The 15223-nt window shown below is 62.8% G+C and carries 15 protein-coding genes; 4 read left to right on the top strand and 11 right to left on the bottom strand.

Annotation, left to right across the window (positions count from 1 at the left end; translation table 11 throughout):
* Positions 1–15 precede the first annotated feature (15 nt).
* The 3 genes from SJY18_RS01505 to SJY18_RS01495 all read left to right on the top strand — a co-directional run bounded on the left by SJY18_RS01505 (position 16) and on the right by SJY18_RS01495 (position 3369).
* Entirely contained in the window at positions 16–1110 is a 1095-nt protein-coding gene (locus tag SJY18_RS01505; RefSeq protein ID WP_396668175.1) for an aminotransferase class V-fold PLP-dependent enzyme, read from the top strand.
* Positions 1111–1267: 157 nt separating this feature from the next.
* Complete coding sequence (locus tag SJY18_RS01500) at positions 1268–1864, top strand: PadR family transcriptional regulator (protein ID WP_396668174.1); 597 nt, start codon at positions 1268–1270, stop codon at positions 1862–1864.
* A gap of 92 nt (positions 1865–1956) precedes the next feature.
* Complete coding sequence (locus SJY18_RS01495; RefSeq protein ID WP_396668173.1) at positions 1957–3369, top strand: MFS transporter; 1413 nt, start codon at positions 1957–1959, stop codon at positions 3367–3369.
* A gap of 82 nt (positions 3370–3451) precedes the next feature.
* Here SJY18_RS01495 and SJY18_RS01490 read toward each other — a convergent pair whose 3' ends face one another.
* Genes SJY18_RS01490 through SJY18_RS01465 form a run of 6 tightly spaced genes read right to left on the bottom strand, consistent with a single transcriptional unit; the run spans position 3452 to position 10255 of the window.
* A complete protein-coding gene (locus SJY18_RS01490; RefSeq protein ID WP_337338149.1) occupies positions 3452–4342 on the bottom strand; it encodes a hypothetical protein in 891 nt (296 codons plus the stop codon).
* A 32-nt stretch (positions 4343–4374) separates the two neighbouring features.
* Positions 4375–5598 carry an MFS transporter gene (locus tag SJY18_RS01485; protein WP_396668172.1) on the bottom strand — a complete coding sequence of 408 codons (1224 nt, stop codon included), beginning with the start codon at positions 5596–5598 and terminating at the stop codon, positions 4375–4377.
* Between the two features lie 32 nt (positions 5599–5630).
* A complete protein-coding gene (locus tag SJY18_RS01480; protein ID WP_337338151.1) occupies positions 5631–6395 on the bottom strand; it encodes a fumarylacetoacetate hydrolase family protein in 765 nt (254 codons plus the stop codon).
* A 59-nt stretch (positions 6396–6454) separates the two neighbouring features.
* A complete protein-coding gene (locus tag SJY18_RS01475; protein WP_337338152.1) occupies positions 6455–7555 on the bottom strand; it encodes a branched-chain amino acid aminotransferase in 1101 nt (366 codons plus the stop codon).
* Between the two features lie 48 nt (positions 7556–7603).
* Positions 7604–8671 carry a 3-isopropylmalate dehydrogenase gene (locus SJY18_RS01470; RefSeq protein WP_396668171.1) on the bottom strand — a complete coding sequence of 356 codons (1068 nt, stop codon included), beginning with the start codon at positions 8669–8671 and terminating at the stop codon, positions 7604–7606.
* Between the two features lie 39 nt (positions 8672–8710).
* Positions 8711–10255 carry an MFS transporter gene (locus SJY18_RS01465; protein WP_396668170.1) on the bottom strand — a complete coding sequence of 515 codons (1545 nt, stop codon included), beginning with the start codon at positions 10253–10255 and terminating at the stop codon, positions 8711–8713.
* A 74-nt stretch (positions 10256–10329) separates the two neighbouring features.
* Between SJY18_RS01465 and SJY18_RS01460 the strand changes: the two genes are divergently transcribed.
* Entirely contained in the window at positions 10330–10875 is a 546-nt protein-coding gene (locus tag SJY18_RS01460; protein ID WP_337338155.1) for a helix-turn-helix domain-containing protein, read from the top strand.
* A gap of 3 nt (positions 10876–10878) precedes the next feature.
* On the opposite strand, the gene serA is transcribed toward SJY18_RS01460, so the two are convergent.
* From serA to ilvN, 5 genes are all read right to left on the bottom strand, one after another.
* Positions 10879–12483, bottom strand: coding sequence for a phosphoglycerate dehydrogenase (serA, locus tag SJY18_RS01455; protein WP_337338156.1), 1605 nt, complete (start codon positions 12481–12483; stop codon positions 10879–10881).
* A gap of 132 nt (positions 12484–12615) precedes the next feature.
* Entirely contained in the window at positions 12616–12984 is a 369-nt protein-coding gene (locus tag SJY18_RS01450; RefSeq protein WP_337338157.1) for a bacitracin resistance protein, read from the bottom strand.
* Entirely contained in the window at positions 12981–13502 is a 522-nt protein-coding gene (locus SJY18_RS01445; protein WP_396668169.1) for a DNA polymerase III subunit gamma/tau, read from the bottom strand. Before SJY18_RS01445 ends, SJY18_RS01450 begins: the two co-directional genes overlap by 4 nt.
* Before the next feature lie 145 nt (positions 13503–13647).
* The gene (gene ilvC / locus SJY18_RS01440) at positions 13648–14673 is read right to left on the bottom strand and encodes a ketol-acid reductoisomerase (protein WP_337338159.1); all 1026 of its coding nucleotides are present in this window, start codon (positions 14671–14673) and stop codon (positions 13648–13650) included.
* 38 nt (positions 14674–14711) lie between these two features.
* Complete coding sequence (gene ilvN / locus SJY18_RS01435; RefSeq protein WP_337338160.1) at positions 14712–15221, bottom strand: acetolactate synthase small subunit; 510 nt, start codon at positions 15219–15221, stop codon at positions 14712–14714.
* Between the last annotated feature and the right edge of the window lie 2 nt (positions 15222–15223).

Raw genomic sequence — 15223 nt, 5'->3', positions numbered from 1 at the left:
GAGCACTGTAAGAGCATGAACTTCTCGACTGCGCAAACTGATACCGCTCAGCACGCGCGTCCGCTGTCGGTAGCAGATGCCCGCCGTCACTTCACGGGCGGTCGCGGCTATCTTGCAGCGTGCACGTCGGGGCTGCCGTCGCTAGGCACGCGGGCGGCTGTGATCGCTGATCTGGACGCTGCTTCCGGTGGCCACGTTGATCTCGGCGGATACTGCGCAACGGTTGAGAACTCACGGGCACTGTTCGGCAGACTGGTCGGCGTCGAAGCGAGTCGCGTCGCGATTGGCTCGCAGGTTTCGGTGACCACTGCCTTGCTGGCGGCCTCGTTGCCCGCGGGCGCCGAAGTGCTGGTCGCCGAAGGTGACTTCTCGTCGGTCGTGTTGCCTTTCGTGCACTCTCCGCACGTCCTGATCGTGCGCACCGCACCCCTGGAGTTGCTGGCCGAGGCAATTACTGACAACACCGCACTCGTCGTGTTCTCGGTCGTGCAGTCGTCTACCGGCGAAGTCGCCGACACGACCGCGATCGTTGCGGCCGCACGCGCCCACAACGCGCGCACCTTCTGCGACGCAACACAGGCGATCGGGTGGCTCAGGCTCGACGCCACGCAGTTCGATGCGCTGGTGTGCCACGCCTACAAATGGCTTTGCTCACCGCGCGGAGTGTCGTTTCTGACGGTCTCGCCAAGACTCGCTGCCGATATTCCCGCACTTTTTGCGGGTTGGTATGCGGGCGGTGACCCATGGTCGACATGCTACGGCGGCGAAGGTGACCTTGCTGACGACGCTAGCCGGTTCGATGTGTCACCAGCATGGCAAGCGTTCGTCGGCGCCGAGCCCGCACTCGAGCTATTCGCGTCGATCGATCCCGCCGAACTGTATGACTACACAACCGATCTCGCAGCAGCCTTTCGCCGACGCATGGCGCTGCCTGCGCCGGAGCGCCCGAGCGCAATCGTCACCTGGAGTGATCCGGACGGGGAGCAACTGAGCCAGCTGAATGCTGCTGGAATCACTGCCTCAGGCCGCGCCGGCCGCGCTCGCGTCGCCTTTCATGTGTTCAACGACATGACTGACGTCGCACTCGCTGCATCCGCGCTCGGTCGATAAGCAGCAACGATCGCCGGGCGCAGAGCGCCCTGAGCTTTGACCTGTCACGAGGTGGCTCATTCGGCAGTTTCGCGAAAACCGTGCTTGACTTTGTTTTCAAATCCCTGATATAAAACTAATCACATATGTGATTGTGCACATATCAACGGAGACAACAATGAAGTTTGAGAACGTATTACTCGGCCTACTCGGCACCAAGCCGTTCACCGGCTACGAGCTGATGAAGTGGCTAGACACTGAAGGTCAGTTCGTGCGCTCTAACACGCACCACAGCCAGATCTATCGCGAGCTCGGCAAAATGGTGCGCCATGGCTTGATCGAGTTTGAGGTTGACCCGCGTCCCGGACGCCCAGATGCCAAGGTCTATCGGATTACCGAGATCGGCCGCGAGGCGCTGCTCGAGTGGGCCCGCTCCCCTTACCTCCCCACGAGCCGGTTTCAGGATCCCGATTTTGTCGCGCGCTTCATGTTCACCGTCGCGCTCGATCTCGATGCGGCAATCGCCCAAATCGACGCCGAACTGATCTACCGGCGCAACCAGGTCGTCGTCGGCCGGGATCGGCCGCGCGGTTTGGTCGGAATCGCCCCGATTCCGGAATTCGACGCCGCAGTGTCGATGTGGGCCGGAGATCGAATGCACGGCTACGGCGCCGATTCGGTCGATCGATGGATGGACTGGCTCGAACAGATGCGCGTTGACCTGATCGCCCGCCGCGATTCGACCAGAGCCAGCACAGGGAAAAGGTCCGCATGAGCATCCTTGCTGAGCGCGGCGCCAGATCGTTCGTCCCCTAAACCCGCCAACAAATCTCCGACACCCGAAACCAATTCACGAAGGAGTGGAACATGACCACCGAACAACAGCCAGCGAGCGCGTCACCGCCCGCGCCGCCCACCCTTACCGCCGCCATCCGGCACGGTGACCTCGACAAGAAGGGCGGTGTACCGCGTCGCAAGACCAACCTGGTCGTGCTCGGCGGATCCATGGTCGTCGACGGCGGCGAAGGTTCCATGGCGACGACGCTATTTCCCGTCATCGCCGCAGCTCTCGGCCTTGCCACGAGCGCGCTCGGTGTACTCGCGGCGGTCGGCCGCATTGTCGGCGTCGTCGCCGGACCCGCATGGGTATTTCTCGCGAAGCGGTATGGCCGCAAGCTGATCCTCGCGATCGCTACCGGTTTCTGGGGCATCTGGGCGATCGCCGCTGGCCTCTCGCAGGACTTCACCCAGCTACTGATCCTCTACGGAATCATGGCCGCCGGGACAGCAGCAGCACACGCGATCGTGCCCGAGGTCATTGGTGACTCGTTCGAAGACAAGAAGCGCGGACAGGTCGTTGGGTGGCTTTACGGCGGCACCGCTGCGCTGGCTTCGCTTATGGCGCCACTGATCGGTCAGCTCGCAAATGTCGAAGACGGGTGGCGATACGGCTTCTTCGTCTTCGGAGCAATCAACGTTCTCTTCGGGGTTCTGATCCTGGTCTTCTACAAAGATCCGGGCACCGGAGGTGGCGAGGCGCAGCTGAAGACATTCACGCAGCAGGAGCGTGAGGCCGCATCCAAGATCACCTGGGCCAAAGTTCGCTCCCTCGTCACGATTCCCAGCTATCTGGTGCTGCTGGGCAGCCGGCTTCTTTCGAGCCACCTGCTCGTCGCCACTTTCGGCGTGGTGCTGCTGGTCAACGAGTACGGTTTTGACACGGCGCTTGCCGCAACCATCATGGCGCCCTTTGGTCTTGGCTACCTGCTCGGCACCTTCGTCGGCGGATTCGTCTCTGACGCACTCAACAAGCTGAGCCCCAACTACGGCCGGGTAGCAATGCTGCAGGTCGCGCAGGCGCTCTTCGCCGTCGCAGCGTTCTTCGCGACCCAGTTCGCCTACGGCGGCATCCTGCCGTACCTCGTGCTGTTCGCGGTCGTGGGGCTCATGCAGGGCTTGAACCCCGGCGTCAACCGTCCGCTTGTGATGGCCGTTGTGCCGCCGGAATTGCGCGCCGCCGCGTTCGCCATCTATGTCTCAGTGGTCGAGTCGCTCGGCTTTGCAGTGTGGACATTGACCGCGGGCTTCCTCGCCGACGAGGTAGGGCTTCAAGCTGTGCTGCTCTGGCTGGTCTGTGGCGTCATGCTCGTCAATGCCGTATTCCTTACGCTGCTGTACAAGCCATTCAAAAACGACAGGCTGGCACTCATCGCTGAGCTCGATGCTCGTCGCGACTCCATCCTCGAAGCCGAGGCACGCGGAACCTCGCCGAGCGTGTAACTGCGCTCGTAGATCAATACACGACGGTGGGCTCGGTCGATAGACCGGGCCCACCGTCGTGGTGGCTTTCGGATGCTGACGTCTACGCTGGCTGATACCCCTCAGGAGTCTCGATCATTACCTCGATTTCATCGACAGCAGGCCACCTGCCCAGTTCGTGCAGACCGTGGTCGGCATCCAACCATGACTCCAGGTCTTCGGCCGTCCAGTCGCGTGCTTCGCTCACGGCCAAGGTGCCGAGCCGGCCGTCTTGTACCACTAGGTAAAGGTCGAACGTGCGGCCTTCGAGCGCGCGGTAACGCCCGATGACGGGGAACGTCGCGTCGCCAGGCACCGCGACCGGCAGATCTGCAGGAACCTGGAACCCGACTCCTGGCCAGAAGTCGCCTAGCTGCGAACCCTCATAGACCGACGCGCGCGCAACGGCAAGCTGTGCGCGCAACTCGTGCGCGCCGAACCCGCTACTTGCCGAGAGCAGATGCGAAACGAGCGCGCGAACCTCGTCTGGCACAGCGACAAACTGTTCCGCTGCTGCGTCATCAATGCTCCCCTGCGGCACTGTTGCCGGCTGTGTGCGACCCATCCACCACGAAATGAGCGAGATCGTTGCGGCGCCGACGGCCAGTATCGCGCGTGGCCGTGAGGCGCCTGCGCGCACGAGACTGTCGCTCAGGCGAGCGTCCAGAGCTTCCCCTGCTTCGGCAATCCCGAGCGTCGCGCCTGCCGCGCCCACAGTGACGCCAACGCGCGCGGAGCCAGTCAGTGTGCTGTCGTCGTCGGCTTTCAACACCACCCACACGCCCCACGCGGTGAACGCCGCCATCGTCGAACGATAAATCAGCCTGCGAGCAGTGGTGAGTCGGCGGGGGTCGATCAGCGTCATCGCAGCCATGAGCGACGCCGACACCACACCATTGGTGACACTGCGTGAATTGTTGAGCTGCGCGAGCGCAGAGCGAAGTGAAACGGGCATGCACACGAGGCTACCTTTGCGCCCACCTCCCGCTAGCGCTGCAGACGCACCACCGCAACAGAAAGCACTACCGTCGCGACGACAGCGACACTCACAACCATCGCCAAGCCGCCGTAGCCGATCCACGCCAAGACAACGCCAGCCAGGATTGCCCCGATCGCGGCCACGAGGCTCATCGTCAGATCGCTCACACCTTGCCGCCGCGTGCGCTGTTGTTCAGACGATGCCTCGGTCAGCAGGGCGGATCCGGCAACGGTGGCCGCGCTCCACCCCAGGCCGAGCAGCACGAGTGCGATCGTCACTGCCAATGTGGAATCTTCGCCGAACGAAGCCGTGACCAGAGCCGCCGCCAGCAAGCCCTGCCCGAGCAGAATTGTCGGTATGCGGCCCATGCGGTCGGCAAGAATCCCGAATATCGGTGAGAGCGCGTACATTCCTGCGATGTGGAGGCTGATAGTGAAGCCGATGACGCTGAGTGACGCGCCATGGTGCAGCAGGTGAACGGGCGTCATTGCCATCACCGAGACCATTACGCCGTGCGCCGCCGCAATCGCGAAGATCGCGTAACGGGCAAGAGCAGGTGCGTCGGCCTTAGCGATGCGAGCGCCCGAAGCGCCTGTTGCGTGCGCCGTCACCCGGACGGCCAACAGCAGCGGGTCTGGGCGCAGCAACGTCAGATAGAGCGCAATCGCCAGTACCTGTGCCACAACGGTGAATAGGTACGGTCCGGTCAGTGGCGGCATACCGGCGGCACCACCGAGCATCTCGCCTGGGCCGGTGAGATTCGGTCCGAGCACCGCACCAACAGTTGTAGCCCAAACAACAAGAGAAAGGTCACGGCCACGGGATCGATCGGTTGCCAGGTCGGCGGCGGCGAACCGCGACTGCAGATTGGCCGCCTGTCCCGCCCCGACGAGCGCGAACGACACGAGCAAGAGCGGAAACGAGCGCCACGCCGCGGCCGCGATCACCAGCACCACTCCGCAGAGGGCGACCAGCATGCCGGTAGCCAACGCGGGTCGACGCCCACCGCGCCTCGCCAATGCCGCTAGGGGAACCGCGATCGCGGCGGTGCCCAAGGTCACCGCCGCAGTAGCAAGCCCCGAGAACGCGTCGTCACCCGAGATATCGGCGGCCAACACGGCACCGAGCGAGATTGTCGCGCCGAACGCAACACCGCCAAGCACCTGGCCGAGGGAAAGCACCGCAACGGTGCGCCGCTGAACGCGGGCAACGTCATCGGGGAAGAGCGACATACCGCCCACAGTGGACGCCACGGCCGCGTGCGCTAGGCGTCTCGTGCGATATTGCGCAGTCGACCGAGACCAGTGATCTCGACATCGATGATGTCGCCAGCCTCGAACGGACCGACACCAGCGGGTGTGCCGGTGAGAACGACGTCTCCGGGCAACAGCGTGAAAGCAGCCGAGGCATACTCGATGATCTCGGCAACCGAGAAGATCATGTCGCTGATCGGGCCATCCTGCTTGACCTCTCCGTTGACGGTAGTAGTGATGCGAGCGCCGTCGAACGAGAACTCCGTCTCGATCGCGGGTCCGAGCGGGCAGAATGTATCAAAGCCCTTCGCGCGTGCCCACTGGCCGTCGGTTTTCTGCAGATCACGAGCCGTGATGTCGTTGGCGATCGTGTATCCGAACACGTAGTCCATCGCAGATTCTGCGGGAACATTCTTCGCAATGCGACCGATCACGACAGCGAGCTCACCCTCGAAGCTCGTCAGCGAGGTCTGCTTCGGCCGCACAATGGCATCGCCTGGACCGATGACCGCCGTATTCGGCTTGAAGAAGAGCATCGGCTCGGCGGGAAGCTCGTTGCCCAGCTCTGCCGCATGATCTGCATAGTTGCGGCCCACACACACAACCTTCGAGCGTGGGATCACCGGCGCCAGCAGGGCTGCGTCGGCAAGCGGAACCCGTTCCCCCGTCGGTTCGAATCCCGCGAACATCGGATCGCCAGAGAGCACGACCAGATCGGTCTCGTCGACGATTCCGTATTTGATACCTTCTTGGTGGCTAAAGCGCGCGATTCTCACGTAACCAGCTTAGAGCCGACGGCAGCGCCGCCGGCTCCACGCCGTAGCTTCAGTGCAGATCAAGCATCAAGGCGCACGAGCCAGCCGTGCTTGTCTTCGCGGCGACCGTACTGGATGTCGGTCAGCTCTTCGCGTAGCGACAGCGCGAGCTCGCCGATGGGCTGTTCATCGATGAACTCGGCACTCTTGAGTGCGCCGATAGGGGTAACCACTGCGGCGGTGCCGCACGCGAACACCTCAACGATGTCTCCGGATGCCACGCCGTCGCGCCACTCCTGCAGTGAAACCTCGCGTGCTTCCACTTTGTGACCACGATCTTTGGCCAGCTGCAGGATCGAATCGCGAGTGATGCCCTCAAGGATCGAGGGTGATTGCGGCGTCACGATCGTTCCGTCTTTGTAGACGAACACGACGTTCATGCCACCAAGCTCTTCGACGTTGCGATCCGCGTCAAGGAAGACGACCTGGTCGCAGCCGTTCTCGTAGGCCTCTGACTGAGGCAGCAGGCTCGCCGCGTAGTTGCCGCCCGTCTTGGCCGCGCCCGTGCCGCCCTTGCCTGCGCGGGCATAGTCCTCACTGAGCCAGATGGTGACGGGTTTCACGCCACCGCTGAAATATGCACCGGCAGGGCTAGCGATGAGGTAATAGCCAACCTTTTGCGCGGGCCGAACCCCGAGGAACGCCTCTTTTGCAAACATAAACGGCCGCAGATAGAGGCTCTGGTCATCGCCAGATGGCACCCAGCTCCCGTCGACGGCGATCAGCTCGCGCAATGACTGGATGAAGTACTGCACGGGCAGCTCCGGCAACGCGAGGCGGCGGGCTGAGCGCTGCAGTCGCCTGCCGTTCTGGTCGGGGCGGAAGGTATGCACCGAGCCATCCGCGTGACGATAGGCCTTGATGCCTTCGAAGATCTCTTGGCCGTAGTGCAGCACTGCCGCAGCAGGATCGAGCGCAATGGGACCGTAGGGTTGCACCCGGGGGCGGTGCCAGCCGCCACGGATCGACCAGCAGATGTCGACCATATGATCGGTGAACTTCTGACCGAATCCGGGGTTCGCGAGTATCTCTTCGCGTTCGGCGGCATTCTTGGCGGCAAGGTTGCGGGTGACGGCGAACTCGAGCGGGGCGAGATCGGTGTCGGGGTCGAGGAGAGTCATTTCTTCACATCCTGGGTGGTTGTTGGGGCGTCGCTGCCGTGTCTCAGATTACGCCTGTAGGCGTGCAGAGATCGCGTCGCCGATCTGCGCAGTTGCGCGGGAGCCGCCGTCTCGTGCCGCGATGTCCTCTTCCACTGCGCGGGTGACGCGCTGTGCTTCGTCTGCCAGCCCAAGGTGATCGAGCAGTAGAGCCGTTGATAGGATCGCGGCCGTGGGGTCGGCCTTTTGCTGTCCTGCAATGTCGGGCGCTGATCCGTGAACCGGCTCGAACATCGAGGGGAAAGCGCCGTCGGGGTTGATGTTTCCCGAAGCAGCGAGGCCGATGCCACCGGTGACGGCGCCAGCCAGGTCAGTGAGGATGTCACCGAAAAGGTTGTCAGTGACGATCACGTCGAAACGGCCCGGGTTCGTGACCAGGAAAATCGTCGCCGCGTCGACGTGAAGGTAGTCTACGACCACGTCAGGGTGCTCGGCCGCCACCGTATTCACGATGCGCTGCCACATTCCTCCAGCGTGCACGAGCACATTGGTCTTGTGCACGAGCGTCAGCTTCTTGTTGCGACGTTCGGCCAGATCGAACGCATAGCGCACGACTCGCTCGATGCCGTATGCCGTGTTCACACTCGTCTCGTTCGCGACCTCGTGTGCGGTTCCGGTGCGAATCGACCCACCGTTGCCCACGTAGGGGCCCTCCGTCCCCTCTCGCACGACGACGAAGTCAATGTCGCCCGGCTGCGCGAGCGGGCCTGGAACCCCCGGATAGAGCTTCGAAGGTCGCAGGTTCACGTAGTGATCAAGCGCGAACCGCAGTCTTAGCAACAGACCGCGCTCGATGTTCGCATTCTTCAGTCTTTCGTCTCCGGGCACTCCCCCGACAGCGCCGAGCAGAATCGCATCGTGAGCACCGATCGAAGTGAGATCGTCGTCGGTAAGAGTGTCACCTGTCTCAAGAAAGCGCGCGGCGCCCAGCGAGAATCGGGTCTTGTCGAACCGGATGCTGCTGTCCGCGGTCGCGACTTCGAGCACCTTCTCGGCTTCCGCAATCACTTCAGGGCCAATGCCGTCACCGGGAATGACGGCGAGTTTGATGACACGGGATTCAGGGACGCGCGACATCGCTCTCCTTGTAGTTCAGGGATCTGCCCCGCTGAAGGATCAATGCTCCACGGCCGGTGCCGAGCGGGTCCCTCCCAGGGTAGTCGCCCCGATGCCCGCCGCGAGAACAACCAGGCCCGCCCCGATCAGCGCCGTTACGCTCACGCCGGCATCGAATGCGTGAGTCGACGCCTCGCGAAGTGCATCGCCAACCGGTCCACCGAGTTCGCTCGCCGCGTGAGTCGCACCCGCCAGCGTCTCGCGCGCGTCAAATGCGTATTCACTCGGCACACCGGCGGGCACCAAGAAACTGTTGCGATAGATCGCGGTCAGGATGCCGCCCAGCATCGCGGTGCCGAGTACCGCACCGACCTCGTACGCCGTCTCCGAGACCGCACTCGCGGCGCCAGCCTTCGCTGGCGGCGCGCTCGCGAGAACAAGTTCGTTCGACACCGTCTCGGCCGCGCCGATTCCAATACCCAACGAGACGAATGACGCAACCAGCATCCATAGGTTCTCGGTTGACATCGCCACCCCGAGATAGCCGATCAGCGAGAAGGTCAGCGCCACTGGCACAACGATCCGGGGGGCGTAACGCTTGGCGACGGGCACCACGGTGAGGCCCGAGAGAATCATCGCCAGCAGCCCTGGTACGAGAGCCAGCCCAGCGGCAAAGGGACTGAGCCCGACCACCAGCTGCAAATGCTGGGTCACGAAAAACAGAAAGCCCACGAGCGAAATGACGCTCAACAAGTTGACCAACAGCGCGCCGCTGAACGCGCCGTTCTTGAACAGCGCCATATCGAGCATTGGCGTCGACACTCGCACCTGCCGACGCACGAAAAGTGCAGCGAAGATCGCGCCGGTCACGATGAGCGGAATGCCGAGGCTTTCTAACCCATGAACGGCGAGTTCTTTGATTCCCCAGACAAACGGGACCATGGCCGCCATCGACAAGCCGATGCTGGCGGGGTCGAGGGGGCCGGGCTGTGGGTCACGGCTCTCTGGAACCAACATGGGCGCGAGCACCAACAACGGAATAAGCACGGGCACAGACATCAGAAAGACCGACCCCCAGGCGAAGTGCTCGAGCAGCACTCCCCCAACGATCGGGCCCAGCGCCGCGCCGGCGCTGAAGGCAGCGGCCCACACCGCAATGGCGAAGCGCCGCTGATCACGATTCGTGAAGATGCTGCGCAACAGCGAGAGCGTGGAGGGCATCAGCATTGCGCCAAACACACCCATCAGGGCACGAGCACCAATCAGCAACGCGGCAGTGGGTGCAAGCGCGGCAAGCACAGAGACCGCGGCGAACCCCGAGGCACCGATGAGCAGCATGCGTCTGCGACCGAAGCGATCGCCGAGTGAGCCCATCGTGACCAGCAGTCCCGCCAGCACGAGTGGGTATGCGTCGATAATCCAGAGCTGTTGCGCGCTGCTGGGTTCCAGGTCGAGAGCAATGGCGGGCAAAGCGAAACTGAGCACCGTGTTGTCGACCGACACCAGCAACACGGGCAACATCAGCACCACCAGGGCAGCCCAACCACGCCATCCCACCCGTTCGCCCTCAGCGACGCGGGGCTGCCTCAGTGTGGCCGTGATCATCTCGTCCTCAGTTTCTATACCGTCCAGCCGGTATAGTATCAGAGCATGCGATCCGACGTCGATACGATCGAGTCATGAGTCGCCCTCCCCTCGCACGCGAGAAAGTCCTCGATGCGTTCGAGCAGATCATGATCGATGACGGAGAGCGCGCGGCCACACTGGAGGCCACTGCCCGCGCGGCCGGAGTTTCCAAGGGCGGCCTGCTCTATCATTTCGGCACGAAGGAAGCCCTCGAGCTCGCGCTGGTCGCACGCTTGAGCGTGCTCGTCGACGAAGACATCGCCGCCATCATTACTGCCGACGAAGGGCCCGTGGCGTACTTCATGCGCTCATCGGCCATGGAAAGCAGCGCCCTTGATCGCGTGTTGATTGCGGTGTCACGTCTCGCGCAGGGAGGAAACACGCACGCCGTATCTGCCCTACACGATGTGCGAGAACGATGGAGCAACGCGATTCGCCCGCATGTGGCAGATGAGACCGCCCACGACCTGGTGATGCTCGTCAGCGACGGCCTGTACTACAACAACGCGCTCGCAGGTTCTGCTGTCGCGGGCCCCGTGCCCACCGGGCCAGCGATGGACGCGCTGATCAAACTCGTCGAGCGCGCCACTCGCACCTAGGCTCTACGCCTCGGTGAGCTCAATCTGCTGGAACAGGTCCGCCTCAACGGCCGCACGCATCTCGTCGAGCAGCGCATCAGGAACCGGCGAGTCGACTGTCAGCACCGAGAGTGCGCGCCCGGTCGAGTCAGGAGCAGCAACCTGCAGTCCTGCGATGTTGATTCCCGCCCCGCCGAGCTTCTGGCCGTAGATCGCCACGATTCCCGGGCGATCCGCATAGCGCATCACGACGTGGTGGCGCTCGATGGGCACTTCGATCTCGTAGCCGTTAATGCCCACGACCTTTGGAATCATTCGCGTTCCAGCGAGAGTGCCCGCCACGCTGAGTACGCTGCCATCAGCAAGTGTGCCGTGCAGGATCGTGATGTTGCGATACTGCGGACTCTCTTCTTCAACAATGAGTCGCGTCTCGATGCCCCGCTGCTCGGCGAACAGGGGCGCGTTGACGTACGAGACGTTCTCGCTCACGACATTTGCGAGAATGCCCTTGAGCGCTGCGAGGCGGTAGACGCTGACGTCGTACTTGGCGAGCTCACCCCGAACTTCGATGTCGAGACTGGTGAGCGCGCTCTGAGCGAGGCCGGTGAAGAACTGACCCAACTGCTCGACGAGCGCGATTCCCGGGCGTACAAATGGATCAATCACACCGCCGGCAACGTTTACGGCGTCTGGCACGAGGTCGCCCTCGAGCGCGAGCTTGACCGACTTTGCCACCGAGACGCCAGCCTTCTCTTGTGCTTCGTCGGTGGATGCTCCCAGGTGAGGCGTCACAACGACGTTTGGCAGGCTCAGCAGCGGGAATGCCGTGCCCTCGGGCTTCGGAGGCTCGCTTGTGAAGACGTCGAGGCCTGCACCGGCGATCTCGTTCGTGGTGAGGGCCGTGTAGAGCGCCTCTTCGTCAATGAGCCCCCCACGAGCAACGTTCACGACGTAGGCGGTCGGCTTCATGATGCGGAACTGCTCCGCACCGATCATGCCCGTCGTCTCGGGCGTTTTCGGCATGTGAATCGTGACGAAGTCGCTCTGGGCGAGCAGCTCGTCGAGGCCGACGAGCGTCACACCAAGCTGCTGCGCGCGCGCCGGCGTGACGTAGGGGTCATACGCGACAACGCTGACCCCGAAAGCCTGCAGGCGTGCGGTGATGAGGGCTCCGATACGCCCGAGGCCAATGATGCCGACAGTCTTTTCAAAAAGTTCGACACCGGTATAAGAACTGCGCTTCCACAGCCCCTCGGCCAGCGAAGCGTGCGCGGCGGGAATGCGGCGCGCAAGCGACAGAATGTGTCCGACGGTGAGCTCGGCGGCCGAGATGATGTTCGATGTCGGCGCATTCACCACCATGACGCCTGCGGTGGTAGCGGACTTGATGTCCACGTTGTCGAGGCCGACGCCGGCACGGGCGATCACCTTGAGCACGGGCGCCGCCGCAATCGCTTCAGCATCCATCTTGGTCGCCGACCGAATCAGCACGGCATGGGCGTCTGCCAGAGCTGGCAACAGCGCGGCGCGATCGGCTCCATCGATTTGGCGAACGTCAAAATCGGGGCCAAGGGCCTCGATCGTCGCAGGAGAGAGTTCTTCGGCAATGAGCACAACAGGCTTCGTCACGAGGTGATTCCTTTGGGGCAGTGCGCGACGGCAGAGCGAAACGACTGGATTACACGCCACACGGCACCGGGGCGATCTCGAATCCAGCCTATCGCGCCCGCACGCGCGCGGCGCACCTTGTGACGCTGCGGGTCAGCCCACCAGCAGCGACGTGTTGAGCGTTGAATAGGCGATAACGTTCAGCCAGAACACCGCGACCAGCGCGAGACCTGCGAGCATGATGAGCAAAAGCTCGTGCCCCTTGCGCCGCGACCCCAGCGCAAATGCCGCGCCCCAAATGAGCAGCGGGAAAGCTGTTGCGAAGATCCACAGGAACCAACCGAGCGCATTGAGGCTCAAGCCGAGATCGCCCGCAACCTGAACCGTTTGGACGAGATTGCCGATCGCGTTCCACATTGCGTAGACGTAGAAGAGTCCGAAGAAACCTGAAATTGTCGCCACAAGCCAAGTAGGAGACCTTCGTGACGCCGTAGGCGCAGCATCCATCGCTTCAGTACTCACTGTCCCACCGTCCCTGTCATCACAAAGGGCCACGGCACGAGAAGAATCAACCCGGCAAAGAGCCAGGCGATACGCACCCAGGTCTTTGAGTGACGCGTGAGAAGAAACGTCGTGCCAAACCAGATGACGGGTGCGAGCGCCGCCAACCAGAAGCTCGCGAGAAACATGAAATCGGTGACGAGATACTGCGCGAGACCTTGCAACCGCAGTCCCCCGATAACCCAGCCGACTACGTACAAGGCATACGCTCCACCGACAACACCGATGGTCACCAGCGCAGCGTTGCCCATCGGCCTCACCGCAGTGCGCTCCTCGGCTTCGCGCAGCGCCGTCGAATCGGATTCGTCGGTGGCGGGCACAGCCTTCGAAGCATCATGGAGACTTTCGCTCCCCTTGCCCACCGCGGAGTAGCCCTTGGGCAGCGACGGAGACGCTGTTGGCGCTGGCGCCGGCGCAACATCGAGCGTCGGGTCGTCATCGCCGTCCCAGCTGAGGGCATCGTCTCGGTGTGAACTCACACCTCCAGGGTAGCCCTGCCCGCCTATCGTGCACCGATCGAACACTATTCGGGCGCCTGTGATAAGACCGGCCGCCACGCTCCGGGTTAGGAGCGTGACGGCCGGTCAAGAGCCGTGCCGGATGGGACGGCGGTCTAAGAGGAGATCAGCGCGCTGCGCTGCCTTCGGTGTAATCCTCGTCGGTCTGCTTCCACGCGAAGAGCCCGCGAAGCTCCTTGCCTGTCGCCTCGATCGGGTGGTCTGCGCCCTTGGCACGCAACTCGAGGAATTCGGGAGCGCCAGCATCCTGATCGTCAATGAAACGCTTGGCGAATGCACCCGACTGAATGTCTGCCAGCACCGCCTTCATGTTCTCCTTGACGCTCGGGTCGATCACGCGAGGGCCTGACACGTAGTCGCCGTATTCAGCGGTGTCAGAGATCGACCAGCGCTGCTTGGCAATGCCGCCCTCCCACATGAGGTCGACGATGAGCTTGAGCTCGTGAAGCACCTCGAAATATGCGATCTCAGGCTGGTAGCCCGCCTCGGTCAGCGTCTCGAAGCCGTACTGGACCAGCTGCGAGGTGCCGCCGCAAAGCACGGACTGCTCGCCGAACAGGTCGGTCTCGGTCTCTTCGGTGAAGGTGGTCTTGATAACGCCAGCGCGCGTGCCGCCAATGGCCTTCGCGTACGAAAGCGCAGTTGCCCACGCGGTGCCCGAAGCGTCGCGCTCGACGGCGATGATGTCGGGGATGCCACGACCTGCAACGAACTCGCGGCGCACAGTGTGCCCGGGAGCCTTCGGTGCGACGAGAATCACGTCAACGCCCTCGGGCGCGTCGATGTAGCCGAAGCGGATGTTGAAGCCGTGCGCGAAGGCAAGTGTCTTGCCCTCGGTCAGGTTCGCCTTGATGCTGTCGGTGAAGATGGAGCGCTGGTGCTGGTCGGGAGCCAGGATCATGATGATGTCAGCCCACTCGGTCGCGTCAGCAACGCTCTTGACTTCGAAGCCCTCGTCGGTGGCCTTGGCAGCCGACTTCGAGCCATCCTTGAGCGCGATTGCGACCTCGACACCGGAGTCGCGAAGGTTGAGCGCGTGGGCGTGACCCTGCGAGCCGTAGCCGACGATTGCGACCTTCTTGTTCTGAACGATGCTCAGGTCAGCGTCGGCGTCGTAGAAAATCTCAGCCATGGGGGTATTTCTCCTTGTTTGTGGTCTTGTAATTGATGTCAGCCGCGCAGAACGCGCTCTGTGATGCTCTTGCCACCGCGTCCGATGGCCAGCAAGCCACTCTGGGCGAGCTCTTTGATGCCGAACGGCTCGAGTGCGCGAAGGAAGGCGTCGATCTTGCCTTTGTCGCCGGTCACCTCGGCGACGATTGCCTCGGGCGCGTAGTCGACGACGGATGCACGGAACAGACTCACTACTTCGAGCACGTTCGAGCGGTTGGTGTTGTCTGCTCGAACCTTGACGAGCACGTGCTCGCGCTGCACAGAGGTGGAGTAGTCCAACTCCACGATCTTGAGCACATTGACGAGCTTGTTGAGCTGTTTGGTTACCTGTTCCAGCGGCAACTGATCAACATCGACAACCACCGTGATGCGTGAGAGGCCAGGCACCTCGGTCACGCCCACGGCGAGAGACTCGATGTTGAAACCGCGACGGGCAAAGAGTCCCGCGACGCGAGTAAGCAGACCGGGCTTGTCTTCCACCAGAAGACTCAGCACGTGGGTAGTCATGG

Origin of the sequence: Microbacterium sp. R86528 (genome assembly GCF_044596335.1) — a bacterium.
Lineage (GTDB): Bacteria > Actinomycetota > Actinomycetes > Actinomycetales > Microbacteriaceae > Microbacterium > Microbacterium marmarense.
This window is presented reverse-complemented; position numbering and strand designations above follow the sequence as displayed.

Coding starts and splice junctions, on each gene's coding strand:
- SJY18_RS01505 (WP_396668175.1), top strand. CDS start 16: ATGAACTTCTCGACTGCGCAAACTGATACCGCTCAGCACGCGCGTCCG.
- SJY18_RS01500 (WP_396668174.1), top strand. CDS start 1,268: ATGAAGTTTGAGAACGTATTACTCGGCCTACTCGGCACCAAGCCGTTC.
- SJY18_RS01495 (WP_396668173.1), top strand. CDS start 1,957: ATGACCACCGAACAACAGCCAGCGAGCGCGTCACCGCCCGCGCCGCCC.
- SJY18_RS01490 (WP_337338149.1), bottom strand. CDS start 4,342: ATGCCCGTTTCACTTCGCTCTGCGCTCGCGCAGCTCAACAATTCACGC.
- SJY18_RS01485 (WP_396668172.1), bottom strand. CDS start 5,598: ATGTCGCTCTTCCCCGATGACGTTGCCCGCGTTCAGCGGCGCACCGTT.
- SJY18_RS01475 (WP_337338152.1), bottom strand. CDS start 7,555: ATGACTCTCCTCGACCCCGACACCGATCTCGCCCCGCTCGAGTTCGCC.
- SJY18_RS01470 (WP_396668171.1), bottom strand. CDS start 8,671: ATGTCGCGCGTCCCTGAATCCCGTGTCATCAAACTCGCCGTCATTCCC.
- SJY18_RS01465 (WP_396668170.1), bottom strand. CDS start 10,255: ATGATCACGGCCACACTGAGGCAGCCCCGCGTCGCTGAGGGCGAACGG.
- SJY18_RS01460 (WP_337338155.1), top strand. CDS start 10,330: ATGAGTCGCCCTCCCCTCGCACGCGAGAAAGTCCTCGATGCGTTCGAG.
- ilvC (WP_337338159.1), bottom strand. CDS start 14,673: ATGGCTGAGATTTTCTACGACGCCGACGCTGACCTGAGCATCGTTCAG.
- ilvN (WP_337338160.1), bottom strand. CDS start 15,221: ATGACTACCCACGTGCTGAGTCTTCTGGTGGAAGACAAGCCCGGTCTG.